Source organism: Roseicyclus amphidinii (assembly GCF_030163755.1).
GTDB classification, from domain to species: Bacteria; Pseudomonadota; Alphaproteobacteria; order Rhodobacterales; family Rhodobacteraceae; genus Roseicyclus; species Roseicyclus amphidinii.
Genome location: NZ_JASJOE010000008.1, coordinates 80,145 through 92,886, shown reverse-complemented (window position 1 = coordinate 92,886; position 12,742 = coordinate 80,145). Strand labels below are relative to the sequence as shown.

Annotated in this window: 9 protein-coding genes; 7 read left to right on the top strand and 2 right to left on the bottom strand. The window is 58.9% G+C overall.

Annotation, left to right across the window (positions count from 1 at the left end; all coding sequences use genetic code 11):
- Nucleotides 1–1,111: 1,111 nt before the first annotated feature.
- The 7 genes from QQK83_RS04680 to QQK83_RS04650 all read left to right on the top strand — a co-directional run bounded on the left by QQK83_RS04680 (nucleotide 1,112) and on the right by QQK83_RS04650 (nucleotide 11,941).
- Nucleotides 1,112–1,621 (top strand): hypothetical protein, encoded by a 510-nt coding sequence (locus QQK83_RS04680; protein ID WP_284262160.1) that lies wholly within the window; start codon nucleotides 1,112–1,114, stop codon nucleotides 1,619–1,621.
- Nucleotides 1,622–1,793: 172 nt separating this feature from the next.
- Nucleotides 1,794–3,752, top strand: coding sequence for a Hint domain-containing protein (locus QQK83_RS04675; RefSeq protein WP_284262158.1), 1,959 nt, complete (start codon nucleotides 1,794–1,796; stop codon nucleotides 3,750–3,752).
- Nucleotides 3,749–3,949, top strand: a complete 201-nt coding sequence (locus QQK83_RS04670) for a hypothetical protein (protein ID WP_284262156.1) — start codon at nucleotides 3,749–3,751, stop codon at nucleotides 3,947–3,949. Before QQK83_RS04675 ends, QQK83_RS04670 begins: the two co-directional genes overlap by 4 nt.
- Before the next feature lie 15 nt (nucleotides 3,950–3,964).
- A complete protein-coding gene (locus QQK83_RS04665) occupies nucleotides 3,965–9,949 on the top strand; it encodes a calcium-binding protein (RefSeq protein WP_284262154.1) in 5,985 nt (1,994 codons plus the stop codon).
- Between the two features lie 10 nt (nucleotides 9,950–9,959).
- Nucleotides 9,960–10,478: a toxin-activating lysine-acyltransferase gene (locus QQK83_RS04660; RefSeq protein WP_284262152.1), complete on the top strand. Its 519-nt coding sequence runs from the start codon at nucleotides 9,960–9,962 to the stop codon at nucleotides 10,476–10,478.
- The gene (locus QQK83_RS04655; RefSeq protein ID WP_284262150.1) at nucleotides 10,475–10,723 is read left to right on the top strand and encodes a phosphopantetheine-binding protein; all 249 of its coding nucleotides are present in this window, start codon (nucleotides 10,475–10,477) and stop codon (nucleotides 10,721–10,723) included. The genes QQK83_RS04660 and QQK83_RS04655 overlap by 4 nt, the downstream gene beginning before the upstream one ends.
- The gene (locus QQK83_RS04650) at nucleotides 10,724–11,941 is read left to right on the top strand and encodes a beta-ketoacyl-[acyl-carrier-protein] synthase family protein (protein WP_284262148.1); all 1,218 of its coding nucleotides are present in this window, start codon (nucleotides 10,724–10,726) and stop codon (nucleotides 11,939–11,941) included.
- A gap of 71 nt (nucleotides 11,942–12,012) precedes the next feature.
- On the opposite strand, the gene tnpB is transcribed toward QQK83_RS04650, so the two are convergent.
- Entirely contained in the window at nucleotides 12,013–12,363 is a 351-nt protein-coding gene (tnpB, locus tag QQK83_RS04645) for an IS66 family insertion sequence element accessory protein TnpB (protein WP_284262162.1), read from the bottom strand.
- On the bottom strand, nucleotides 12,363–12,731 hold the full coding sequence (locus QQK83_RS04640) for a transposase (RefSeq protein WP_284262146.1): 369 nt from the start codon (nucleotides 12,729–12,731) through the stop codon (nucleotides 12,363–12,365). Before QQK83_RS04640 ends, tnpB begins: the two co-directional genes overlap by 1 nt.
- Nucleotides 12,732–12,742: the final 11 nt, after the last annotated feature.

The following is a 12,742-nucleotide window of genomic DNA, read 5'->3' as shown; positions in this document are numbered from 1 at the left end:
CTTCCACATCGGTCTCCATGATCAGTTGCAGCACGGCTTCGGCAATGCCGCGCAGGAAGTCGCCCTGATCGTGCTTGGCCAGAAGCTCGGACAGGTCCATGTTCGTCTTGGTCATCGGGGGCTCCGTGTGGTCCGTGGTTGAAGTCGCCAAACTCCACCTCGAACATACACCTCGATGGCCACCAGGGATCACACCGCCGACGGCGATGAAATTACACCAGCTCCTCGGACGCTAACCACCTCTGCAGCGCACAGTGTCGTATGCTTGCTTGGCCTTGGCCCAAAGACGGATCAAAAGCATGTGGGTTCAGACCGGGTTTTCGAGCGCCCCAGGCTGTTGATCTCGCATGCAGCGTGTGCTCAGCTCGAAAGCGCCTGTATTGGGCCCATATGGAGTTGCCCGGCTCTGTTGCAAAAAGCCGCTGATGACCAAGCTTCCCCTCTCCCCGGACACACTTATCCTACAGGCTCGCTCACGGGTATGCCGGTTGCGGTGAAGCCGTTCATGACGGCGACACGGATCTGAAGCTCGGCAACCTGGCGGTCAGGTTCCCACAACATGCTCGAGCCGGGACGCTCAACGAGAGGATTAATGGAAATGATGATCCTCTCACCTCAACCAACGTAATGGGTGAATGCAATAATTACAATGGTAGATCAGTACCGCTTTGTTGCACGGGCGGCCTGGACGCATGTGACGCTCATGGAGCGGTTTCGGCGCACCAGTGGGGCCTCCGCCAAGGTCGGATCAGAAATGGCTGCGCCAAATGCCGACCTTGCTGATCTCATGGCCGCGGCAGGACAGATGCAGCGACAGCGGGCAAGTAATCGTAGACTGTTCTGATCGGAATCGGGCACCGACGGCTGTCTTCGAGGGATTTGCCAACATGTCTATGGCCAGAACGCCACACCCCTTCGTGTATCCAGACGCAAGGCAGCTGACTTCGGCACTTGGAAGGTTCGATGGGCAAGAAACCGTTTGAAATCTCTGGACCGTCAAGGAACGATAAGAACGCAGGACGCGCGATCGCTCGCAGTTCGCTGACGTTGAAAGCCATCGTGAGCTGGGTGTGAGGGCGGTGTGTATGGGTGGAGTACGGTTGTGACGAGTATGCTAAGCCTTGCGAGCTTTCGCTACGACGGGTTCCGGGAGCGGACGGCCTGGGCGGCGGCGGATGACGGGTTCCTGGTGATCGACCTCAACGCTTATAGCGCGCGGGGCGCGGGGGACGGGCAGATCGACCAGCGGTCTGAGCTGATGCTGAGCGATTGGGGCCCGGAGGGCGCGACGGACCTGCAGGCGCTGGCGGAGGCGACGGATGCGGAGGGCAACCTTCTGTTCGACACCAATGGCGACGGCGTGCTCGACGCCAACGACACGAGCTATGGCGAGTTCCGGGTGTGGCAGGACCTCGACCAGGACGGCGAGGTGGATGAGGGCGAGCTGAGAACACTGGCCGAAGCGGGGATCAGCCAGATCTATAGTGTTATCAGTAGAGGCTCAGAGTTGGATAGTCAGATTGGCAAGTCGATCAAGCCTAGCCGTCGAATCCCGGATGACTTCAACGCTTTCCCTTGGGCATCATCGGACTCAGCTTCACGCGAAACTATGAGGTGCTGAGTTGTTTAAAGGAATCGCACGTTTAGGGCTGCAGATATTGGACTTTCTTAACATAGACAGGAAGTTCCATCAAAAGGTCGGTTCATTTTTTTTAGCGATCTTTTGGACTGTAATTGTGGCACTGGTTTTGGCTTTTGTTTTCGAAATTCTAGGATAGGTCGAGGAGGGAAAAATGACTGATACACTTGCTACAGTTTCCTATGGCTACTCCGCCGGGGCTTCAGTGCCGCAGTCAGTTATTGATTTTTTGTCAAGAAGCGGTGTCTCCCTTCCGGAGATAAACAGTTTTTCTGGAAGTGCATCTGTTTATGCAACTTGGAATATGGACTCGGATCTTCTATTGCCTGATGCTGTGGGAGTCGTTGTTTCTTTTGACGTAGGCGCGGGCAACGGTCTGCTCGGAGTAAAGGCTGTAACTGGTGCTGGTGTCTACCCCGGTCTTTCTATGAGCGAAGTGCTATCTCGAAGCGGCGCCAGCGTCGCAACACAGCTGCCTGGGGCTGGTGCTGAGTGGATTTACGATCAAAATGGAAAATTAATTGGAGTAGAGGGTAATTTTGGAGGTGGTATCGGAGTCCTGTCGACGCAGACAGCCGGCTATGTTATTCTAGAGGTAGATGATCGCGCCCAAGTCAATGCCTATTGGGGCCCCAATGGCCAAAGCCTTTTTTCGTCGGCCACCCGCTGCTTCCCCGCATCCACCCCAGTTGCGATATCCCTAACGGACACCTGCCCCATCTCCGACATCCGGGTCGGCGACACGGTTCTTGCGTTTGACCCGAGCGCTGATCTTGGCCGGGGAGCGTTGGTCCCACGCAAGGTCACGCGGCTGTATCGGAACACGACGGAGGAGTGGATCAGGCTGAGCTGGCGCGAGGAGGGTGAGGAGAAGGAGCTCGTGACGACGCCGGGTCACCATTTCCTGGACCGGTTCGGCAACTTCCCCACGATCGAGCAGATGCTCGCGCAGGGTCGGGCGACGGTTGTTCTCGCCTCGGGTGAACTGACCGAGGTCACGGCCGAGCGGATTATCTACAGCGCCGAGACGGCGCATCTGTTCGAGCAGGCGCAGGCAGAGGGCGTGGTTGCAGGCAGTGCTGCATTGAAGCCTGCTCCGATCGATGCCTGGCAGACCTACAACTTCGAGGTCGAGGACCTGCACACCTATGTCGCCGGCGGCGTGCGCGTGCATAATCAGAGTGGCTTCGACAAACAGCTGACCGACAAACTCTACGACGCCCCTCCCACACCTGACGCCCTCGGCGCTGCGATGAACCTTCCCGGTATCTATCCGGACGCCATAATTCGGCAACTTGCCAACGGTACGGCAGGACAGAGCTTCGCAGGTGATGGCGACAACGGCAATCACAACGACAATGACGACGACGACAACTGGTCTCCATCGCCCGGTTGGAACGACTCCGGCCAGGGTTCTTCCAACGGGCCGAGCAACGGCAACAATCCCGGCGGCGGGTTCGACCACAGCGGCTCGGGTACAACGACGGGCAGTTGGCCCTCGCCACCCGGCCAGTGGGAAGGCGGCAACGGGAACCAGAACCATGGCACGCCGGATCCGGGCCTTCCGAGCAACCCGGACTACGTAGGGATCCAGCCCATCGTTCTCGACCTTGACGGCGACGGCATCGAGGTGAGCCTGAGCTATTCGGCGAGCTTTGACTATGATGGCGACGGGTTCCGGGAGCGGACGGCCTGGGCGGCGGCCGATGACGCGTTTCTTGTGATCGATCTCAATGCGGACGGCACCCGGGGCGCGGGCGACGGTCTCATCGACCAGCGATCGGAGCTGGTGCTGAGCGATTGGGGCCCGGAGGGCTCGACCGACCTGCAGGCGCTCGCGGAGGCGGCGGATGAGGAAGGCAACCTTCTGTTCGACACCAACGGCGATGGCGTGCTCGACGCCAACGACACGAGCTACGGCGAGTTCCGGGTGTGGCAGGACCTGGACCAAGACGGTGGGTTCAGTTCGGCTCGGTTGAGTTGCAAACGCAACCGTTCAAATCGATTTCCTCTAGTTCCTGTGCTGCCGTGTCGGATTAAGGGAGTTGTTTTTCGCAATTACAATTGGTGCAAAAGCAATCGGGCTACTTTTACCCGTGAGGCGCGCTCATGAGTGCCTTGGCTCTTTTTCTTCCACTGGCCTCCATTATTCTTTTGTGCCTCGCTATTTCTCGTGTTTGGAAGAAGCCTGGTGACTTCATTGAAATCTTTAAAGGCAAGGTTTCAGGAGATGTCATGTTGGCTTTCGCATGTGTGGTGTTGGCTAATATTTGTCTCTTTATTTTCATCGAAGTGCTGTCCTATCTATGAAGGAAAGTGATCATAATGACCAATAAACTCAAAATTGAGCTGCCGGCCTCCGGAAGCGAGTTTGCCGAGAGTCCGTTTGCCCCAGATGCCACGGGTCATTTCGCTGGGCTCGGTCTCGAAATTGGTCTCGGTGTGGCCGTTGGTTTTGAGGCGATTGTCGTGAGATCCGAGGATCGAACCGGCGGTCTTTTTGACTTGGGGTATGATGTAGTCTTCACAGGTTCGACTGGAATTGGTGTCGGTTTTTCGGTGGCTGGAGAGTTCGGTCCCTCCGGAACCCCTTTGAAGGACCTCTATGGCCCCGGCATTACTTTTAGTGGCGGCGTGCTGGTTGGTGTAGAAAGAACGTATCCTGCGGGAGTCGACCCTCTTGATAAGACAACTGGTACCCCAATTGATAGTGTGACGGTGGGCGTCCAGGCCGGGGCATCGATGCAGGCTGGTACTGGCGTGAGTGGTGCTCTAATTATGGATAAGGTTAATTCACTCTTGCCATCTCTGAGTTTGGTGCCTGATGGTTCATATCAGCCCGTCGTTACAGGCTCCGTTGGTGACTATTGGGGTGTTTATGACGTCACCGTCTCCCAACTCGTCTCTTCAAATTCCGATGACCCTCGTGAGCTTGGCGTACCCAACAGCATTGCGGATCTTGCATGGAATAATCCAGATAGCTTCGAAGCGGCCTATGTGCAAGCGATTCAGCATGGTAGCCCTGCCGCCATTGCGCAGGCTGCGATGAACCTTCCCAGTATCTATCCGGACGCCATAATTCGGCAACTGGCCAACGGCACGACGGGACAGAGCTTCGACGGCGATAGCGACAACGGTAATCACAACGACAATGACGACGACGATGGCAACTATACCGGCGGCAGCTCGGGTGGGAGCGTGAGCTATGGCGGGAACACGTATGATGACGTTTGGGATGCGGCCGTTGATACGGGAACCCATGTGACGTCGACTGGCACGATCACCAGTACCGGTCATTCCGGGAACAATTCGCAGTCTGACCCGACGGACCCCCGTGACTGGAGCACGGCGTGGCCCATCGTCCTCGACCTTGACGGTGACGGGATCGAGGTGAGCCTGAGCTATTCGGCGAGCTTTGACTATGACGGGGACGGGTTCCGGGAGCGGACGGCCTGGGCCGCGGCCGATGACGCGTTTCTTGTGATCGATCTGAATGCGGATGGCACGCGGGGCGCGGGCGACGGTCTGATCGACCAGCGGTCCGAGCTGGTTCTGAGCGACTGGGGTCCCGAGGGATCGACCGACCTGCAGGCGCTGGCCGAGGCCACGGACGAAGACGGCAACCTTCTCTTCGACACCAATGGCGACGGGGTGCTCGACGCCAATGACACGAGCTACGGCGAGTTCCGGGTCTGGCAGGACCTCGATCAGGATGGCGCGGTAGACGAGGGCGAGCTCAGGACATTGGCGGAGGCGGGGATCAGCCAGATCAACCTGACCTATGACAACGGGCTGGGCTTCGAGGACACGGCAGATGACGTCTCGGTCGGTCTGGCCGCCCTTCTCGGCACGGCGAGCTTCGTGATCGACGGCGAGACCCGCGTGGGCGGGGTCGGTGATCTGGAACTGGTCCATGCGGATCAGGGCTGGCGCCGGGTGGAGACGGAGACGGGCTACCGGATCGAGTTCGAGACGGGGGAGGCTGCCGAGCACCGGGTGCTGGCCGAGGGCGAGACGGGCTTCGACCTCGGGGATGACACGACAGACTTCCGAAGCTCGACCGGCAATGCCGGGGACAACCTGCTCGACGCGAGTACCAAGACCGAAGGCGTGGTGTTGGCGGGGCTTGAGGGCGACGACACGCTCCTCGGCGGCGCAGGCGCGGATGTTCTAGCGGGTGGCGAAGGTGCCGACAGCATTGACGCGGGCGCAGGCGACGACGTGATCTTTGCGGACGCGGAGGATGACGTGGCCGGCGGCGCCGTCCAAGGCGGTGAGGGCTATGACCAGCTCATCATGGCCGAGGACGCAGTGCTCATCATTGACGACCTGGCAGCGATCGGGATCGAGGCGGTCGAGGCGGGCGACGGCGATGACAGCATCAGCGGGACCGACGATGCGACCCGCTACGTGCTGTCCGGCAATGGCGGCAGTGACACGCTGACGAGCGCGGGCGGCAATGACGTGCTCTCGGGCGGGGCGGGCGACGACAGCCTTGCGGCGGGCGCGGGCTCCGATTTCCTGATCGGCGGGGCGGGGAATGACCTGCTCGATGCGGGCGATGATGCCGATGTGCTTTCGGGCGGGGCGGGTGATGACACGCTTCTCGGTGGTGGAGGCAATGACCGCTACATCTATGCGCGTGGCCACGGGCACGACATCATCCACGACTATGCCGAAGGCACGATCCTGGAGCGGACCGAATACTACGAAGAGATGGCCTACCCTCAGGGCGGGAAGTCGGGTGGGTTCAATTATGTGAACGAGCTGCGAACCGGGTTCACGGAAACCGTCGGACAGATCGACGGCGGCATCGACACGCTGGAGTTCGCCTTCGGGATTGACGTCGAAGATGTGCTTTTCACCCGTGTTGGCGCGGATGCGCTGATCCAGCTTCGGGCGGAAGACGATCCGGAGACGGCAGCGGACGAGAGCGACGGTATCGACGCCGAGGGGTCGATCACGATCCAGGACTGGCAGAACCAGCAAAGCCGGATCGAGAACTTTGCCTTTACCGGCGGGATTGTGCTGGACGTGAGCCAGATCCTGCATGGCCAGACCGGCCATGGTGAGGCGAATGATTTCGTCGGTACCGATGAGGGCGACTGGATCAACTCGGGCGGTGGCAATGACACCCTTTCCGGAAACATCGGTCGCGATGTCCTGCTAGCAGGTGACGGCGAGGACCAACTCGACGGTGGTGAGGGGAATGACTTTCTCTTCGCGGGCGGGGGCAATGACAGCCTTCTCGGCGGTGACGGCGACGATTACCTCATGGGCGAAGCTGGTGATGACGCCCTTGGCGGCGGAGACGGCAACGATGCCCTTCTTGGCGGGACCGGGGATGACAGCCTACTTGGCGGGACTGGCAACGACATGCTGCACGGTGGGGCGGGGAACGATGTCCTGAACGGCGGTGCCGGGGATGACGTTTATTTCTTCTTCCGGGGGGATGGGCAGGACACGATACATGACTTTGCCGAGGAACTGCAGGATGTGCAAGAAGCCACCGGCAATGTGGTCTATGAGCGGTCTGGCAAGTCCGGGGCTTGGGTCCAAGAGATGCGGACGGTCCAACAGATGCGTCAGATCGATGGCGGATGGGACATGCTGCAACTGGGTTATGCCATCACACTGGCTGATGTCTTCTTCGAGATGCAGGACGATGACCTGATCCTCGGCATCCGGCAGTTCGATGAATACGGCAATGCTCTGGAGCTTTCCGAGATGGAGGATGTGGTCACCATCGAAGACTGGGCCAATGAGATGAGCCGGGTAGAAGAGCTTCGCTTCGGCGACGGTCTTGCCATCGATATCTCCGAGTTCGAAGGATTCCAGTCCGGATTGGGTGAGGATGATGCCTTTGCCGGGGGGGAGGGATCAGACCTGCTGACCGGCGGTGGCGGCAATGATAGCCTAACCGGTGAAGGGGGCTATGACATACTCGTTGGTGGGGATGGCGATGACCTGCTCGAAGGTGGTGCCGGGAATGATGACCTCTATGGCGGGAATGCCAATGACACGCTGAAGGGCGGTGACGGGAATGATTACCTCATCGCAGGAGATGGCGATGACGTTCTGGAAGGTGGGGCCGGAGACGATGTACTCGTCGGTGGAACCGGTAATGACATCCTTCGCGGCGGTCTTGGCAACGACACCTATATCTTCAACCGGGGTGACGGCCATGACACGATTGACGAGAGCATCTTTTCGATCACTGAAGGCGGCACGACCATCACCGAGACCGGCATCCAGGACTTTGTGACGGAAACCCAAACACGTTCTACGGGGGGCAAGTCGCCGACCAACTATGATGTGAATGTCTGGGTGAGCGAGAGCCGGACCGGGGCTTCCATTGAGGCGCTTGACGGCGGCGATGACGTGCTCCAGTTCGGGGCCTTCATCGATATCGGAGACCTGATCGTCCAGAGCCTGGAAACCGGAGGCAATCAAAGCCTTCAGGTCGAGCTGGAGCCTTTGTCCGAAGATGGCATGATCACCGACAGCATCACGATCGAGATCTGGAACGCGGAGGAGTTCCGGATCGAGACCTTCCGCTTTGCCAATGGCTTCGTGCTGGATGTCAGCGATGTTGGGGCGGCCGCAACCGGGGATGACGGAAACAATGCGCTCTCGGCGGCCGGAATGAGCCTCGACGGGGACGATGGGGCCTGGCTTGCCGGCGGGGACGGCAATGACACGCTCACGGGCTCGGATCGGAAAGACATCCTGATCGGCGGGGCGGGGTCTGACCGGCTCGAAGGGGGGACAGGCGATGACATCTATGTCTTCAGCCGGGGCGATGGTCTTGATGTGATCTCCGACAGCGGCAGCAGTGCGGTTGGCAATGACAGGAACAACCCCGGTGGGGACAAGCTGCTGTTTGATGCCGGGATCACGATCGAGGATCTGATCCTCTACAGGGACGGCGATCACCTGAAGATCTTCGTCTCTGACCAGACAAGCATCTCGACGCCCCTCAACGCGTTGGAGGACGGGATTACGATCGAGAATTGGGCAAGCCGTGGCAACCGCATTGAGCTTGTGCAGTTCTTCAACGGGCTCGACTTCGACATCTCGCAGATCGAAAATACGTCTCTCGGGGCGGACGTTTTGGGAGAGGTGGTGCGGCTAAGCGATGTAAATGCGTCGCTGTTTTTGGGCGCGATCGCGGGTGGCACAGGCGCAATGCAGGCATGGACGGCAACCGCCGCCCCATCGCAGGCGGTCGCTGAAGCGACGACCGGAGGGACCCTCGATGTCCACACCACGTATAGGATGACGGGGCAGATCTGGCTTGAGGCTGGTCAGGAATATGTATTCCGTGAGATCAGCGATGACTTTTTCTTTCTAGCCATTGACGGTCATGAAGTAATTGCCGACACACAATGGAACATTCACACCTCGGGGACCTTCACGGCGACAGACAGCGGTTACTTCAGTTTTGAGATGCTAGCCTATAACGGTAGCGGTCCGGGGCACTTTGACTTGACGTTTAGCACCGATATGGGTGCGAGTTTTCAAGAACTTCAGATTGCAACAACTTCTGGTGATCCGTCGGATGGTTGGGCAGATATTTTGCGCGGAAGCGATGCATCCGACTGGATCGATGGGTTTGCCGGGGATGATGTATTGAATGCCCTGAATGGGGACGACTTCGTTTTTGGCAGGGAAGGCAATGATACGCTCAATGGCGGCGGTGGTGATGACATCATGACTGGCGGGCAGGATGACGATGTCCTGAATGGCGGCAATGGAAGTGATGTTATGACCGGCGGGGCGGATAATGACGCCCTAAACGGGGATGCAGGTGATGATATCCTCATGGGCGGCACCGGCAATGACACACTTAATGGCGGGGACGGGAATGACCTTCTGGTTGGTGATCTGGGGGATGATGTGATCATATCCAGTGCCGGACAGGACATTATCCGCTTCGGCGTCGGTGATGGTAACGATACCTATGTTGGCGATACGGCTCATAAGAACTCGGATGTGTTTGTCTTCGAGGCTGGGATCGAAGCAAAGGACATATGGTTTGAGCGGATCGATAACAGCCTGATCCTGCGTATCCACGGAACAGATGACACATTCACCTTCGAGAACTGGTTCTACGGTGGTGAGCCGAGTGCATACGTACGGGGCTTCTTTGCCGGTGGTGAATGGCTCAGCTATGATCAGGTGAACAGCTTGGTTGCAGTTATGGCCGATGACATTGACAATCTCAACGATGGCACCACGGCCTATGGGTTGCCGCCCGGCCAGACGCCTGAGGATGTCCTCACCGCTATCGATACGGCCTGGGCCTGAGGGGAGCACCATGGCGGATGAAAAACCCAATGAAGGTGCAAGCACATTTGCACCTTCTGCCACCGCGATGCTTGGCGAGATGGTCTGGCTTTACTCCATGTCCGAGTTGCACCGGAAATGGCCCATGTGTGCGATCCATCAATGGCTGATGCCTGCCATCATGCATAAGCAATTCAAGCTCTACCACCGGGGCAGGAAGCCTGTAGGGCTCGTGACATGGGCCTGGATGTCCAAAGAGGTGGAGGACGCCTATGTCCGCAATGTGCGTAGCCTGCACCCCAAGGATTGGAACAGTGGGGATCGAGGCTGGATCCTCGACTATGTCGCCCCGTTCGGGGATGCTTTGCGGATCGGCGAGGACCTGAAGTCTACGGTATTTGCGGATAATATGGGGCGATACCTGCGTGTGAAGAAGGGCTCGGATACGATGCGGATCAGCTATCTTCACGGAACCAAACGCCTGAAAGACGCAGCAGATCACAGTCAGAACCCGACGGTGCAGCTTAACGAAGGCAGGGTGCTGCAATGAGCCTTGATCGAGAGACGTTGTTCGCGGAAATCGCCGAATTGGTAAAGCTACACTCGACGGACCCAAACGCGACCTTTGCTGAAGCCACCCAGCTCGAAGAGTTGGGGTTGGATTCGATCGATCTGATGGAAATCGTCTTCCGGCTCGAAGAGACCCATGGGGCCGAGATCAGCATCTCGGGCCTGGCGGGCAAGAACACCCTTGGTGAGGTGGTCGATTACGCATTGAACCAGATCAACAGCTAGATGCGACGAGTTGCGATCACCGGGATCGGTCTGGTTACCCCTCTCGGCAAAGACTGGAACGCCTTCTGTGAGGCTCTGGCATCGGGGCGATCTGCCATCCAGCCTACTCTATTCTCGCAAGAGAACATGGCCGACCTTACGCTTCCTGCTGCGATGGTGGAAGAGTTTGACCCGAGAGTGGACGTCCCAGGCGTCAAAGCCAATTCATGGGATCGGTCGAGCCATTTTGCGATCTATGCCGCTCGGCAAGCGGCCCAGAACGCGGGTGTAACGGGCGACGGCATTGAGGCCCTGATCCTCGGCTCGTCCACCACCAGCATTGATACCGTCGAGGAGAACTACCAACGCTATTTCTGTGGCAACGGTCGGATGTCACCAATGGCGGTGGCCAAAAGCATGCCGAATGCCCCGGTCAGTGCGGTCAGCATCGATCTAGGGATTTCAGGGATCAGCTATGCGGTAGCCAGTGCCTGTAACTCGGCAAATCAGGCGATCATCAACGCGGCCACCATGATCCAGCACGGTGTAATCGACACAGCCATGGCGGGGGCGGTGGAATCGAACTTCACCCACGGCAATGTCAGTGCCTGGAACGCGATGCGGGTGCTGTCACAGGATACCTGCAGACCGTTTTGCACATCCCGCTCGGGCCTCGTCCTCGGGGAAGGTGGTGTCGTCTTCGTGCTTGAAGACCTCGAGAGGGCCCAAGCCCAAGAACGCCGGATCTATGCAGAAATCACGGGATGGGGTCAATCATCGGATGCTCAGTCCATGACCACACCTTATCAAGCCGGCATAGAGAAAGCCCTCCGGACTGCCCTGATCCATGCCGACATTGCACCGTGTGAAATTGACTATATCAACGCCCACGGCACCGGGACCGACCTGAACGATCCGACTGAGGCTGCCGCACTGGACCAGGTCTTCAGCAGGGCCTTAACCAATATACCTGTTACCTCAACCAAAGGAATGCATGGGCATCTCCTTGGGGCCTCCGGTGCGATTGAATTGGCGGCTACCCTTGCCGGGATGGAACACAGCTTTGTGCCGCCCAATGTCGGGCTGCAGGATCAGATCGAAGGCTCCAAGTTCCGTTCGCCGATCATTGCCGAGCCCTATACAATCCAGACCGCAATGTCAGCGTCATATGCCTTTGGAGGGCACAACAGTGTGCTAGTGGTAACGCGCCATGACGAACAACTGTCGCGTTGCCGTTGAATCCGAGACACGGCGCATTTTCCAGTCATTCTTGCCCTTAACAGGTCGCTGAAGTGTAATCGGTGTTCCGATCACACCTTGCCGGGATAGTTCCAGGGCAGCAATTCTTCGACCTTGCTCTGCATGTGGCCGGTCGCGATCGCACTGAGGGTGGCGGCCATCCGCATCACCCCGTCCCGCACCTGCGGCCAGACAAACGCGGCCCCCTCGCGCCGCTTGTGAACCAGCACCATCCCGGTCTGGTCCCAGACCAAGAGCTTGATCCTGTCCGCCCGCTTCGAGCGGAACACAAAGACAGCTCCGCAGAACGGGTCGAGCCCGAACATCTCCTGCACAGCCAGCGCCAGCCCGTCGATCCCCTTGCGGAAGTCCACCGGCCGCGTCGCCACATAGACCTTCACCGGCCCACCCTGACCGAGCATCACGATGTTGCCGCCCGCGCCGCCCGGATCGCCCGAGTCAGCAGAACCTCATCGGTATCTAGGCCGACACGGATCACGACATCACTCACAACGATCTCGACGCTGGTGTTGACCGCCGTCTCTGCCGGCATCTCCGCTGCGGCACCCTCGACGACCAACTCGGCGAACATCGGCAGCGCTGCCACGCTATCGGGTACAACCAGACGCCCGTCTCTCAGCTTCTTCCGCCAGTCATAAACCTGCCAGCGCGTCGTCCCGTGTCGCCGCGCGACATCCGTCACGGAAGCCCCCGGCACCAGGCTCTCCGCCGCGATCCGCGACCGCTCCCCCTTCGCGCGCCGTCGGCGCCCGCTTGGCCCCTCGATCACCTCCAGCCGTG

What these genes read in the sequence shown, in the direction of transcription:
- QQK83_RS04680 (WP_284262160.1), top strand. Translation starts at nt 1,112, where the DNA reads ATGCTAAGCCTTGCGAGCTTTCGCTACGACGGGTTCCGGGAGCGGACG.
- QQK83_RS04665 (WP_284262154.1), top strand. Translation starts at nt 3,965, where the DNA reads ATGACCAATAAACTCAAAATTGAGCTGCCGGCCTCCGGAAGCGAGTTT.
- QQK83_RS04675 (WP_284262158.1), top strand. Translation starts at nt 1,794, where the DNA reads ATGACTGATACACTTGCTACAGTTTCCTATGGCTACTCCGCCGGGGCT.
- QQK83_RS04660 (WP_284262152.1), top strand. Translation starts at nt 9,960, where the DNA reads ATGGCGGATGAAAAACCCAATGAAGGTGCAAGCACATTTGCACCTTCT.
- QQK83_RS04655 (WP_284262150.1), top strand. Translation starts at nt 10,475, where the DNA reads ATGAGCCTTGATCGAGAGACGTTGTTCGCGGAAATCGCCGAATTGGTA.
- QQK83_RS04670 (WP_284262156.1), top strand. Translation starts at nt 3,749, where the DNA reads ATGAGTGCCTTGGCTCTTTTTCTTCCACTGGCCTCCATTATTCTTTTG.
- QQK83_RS04650 (WP_284262148.1), top strand. Translation starts at nt 10,724, where the DNA reads ATGCGACGAGTTGCGATCACCGGGATCGGTCTGGTTACCCCTCTCGGC.
- tnpB (WP_284262162.1), bottom strand. Translation starts at nt 12,363, where the DNA reads ATGCTCGGTCAGGGTGGGCCGGTGAAGGTCTATGTGGCGACGCGGCCG.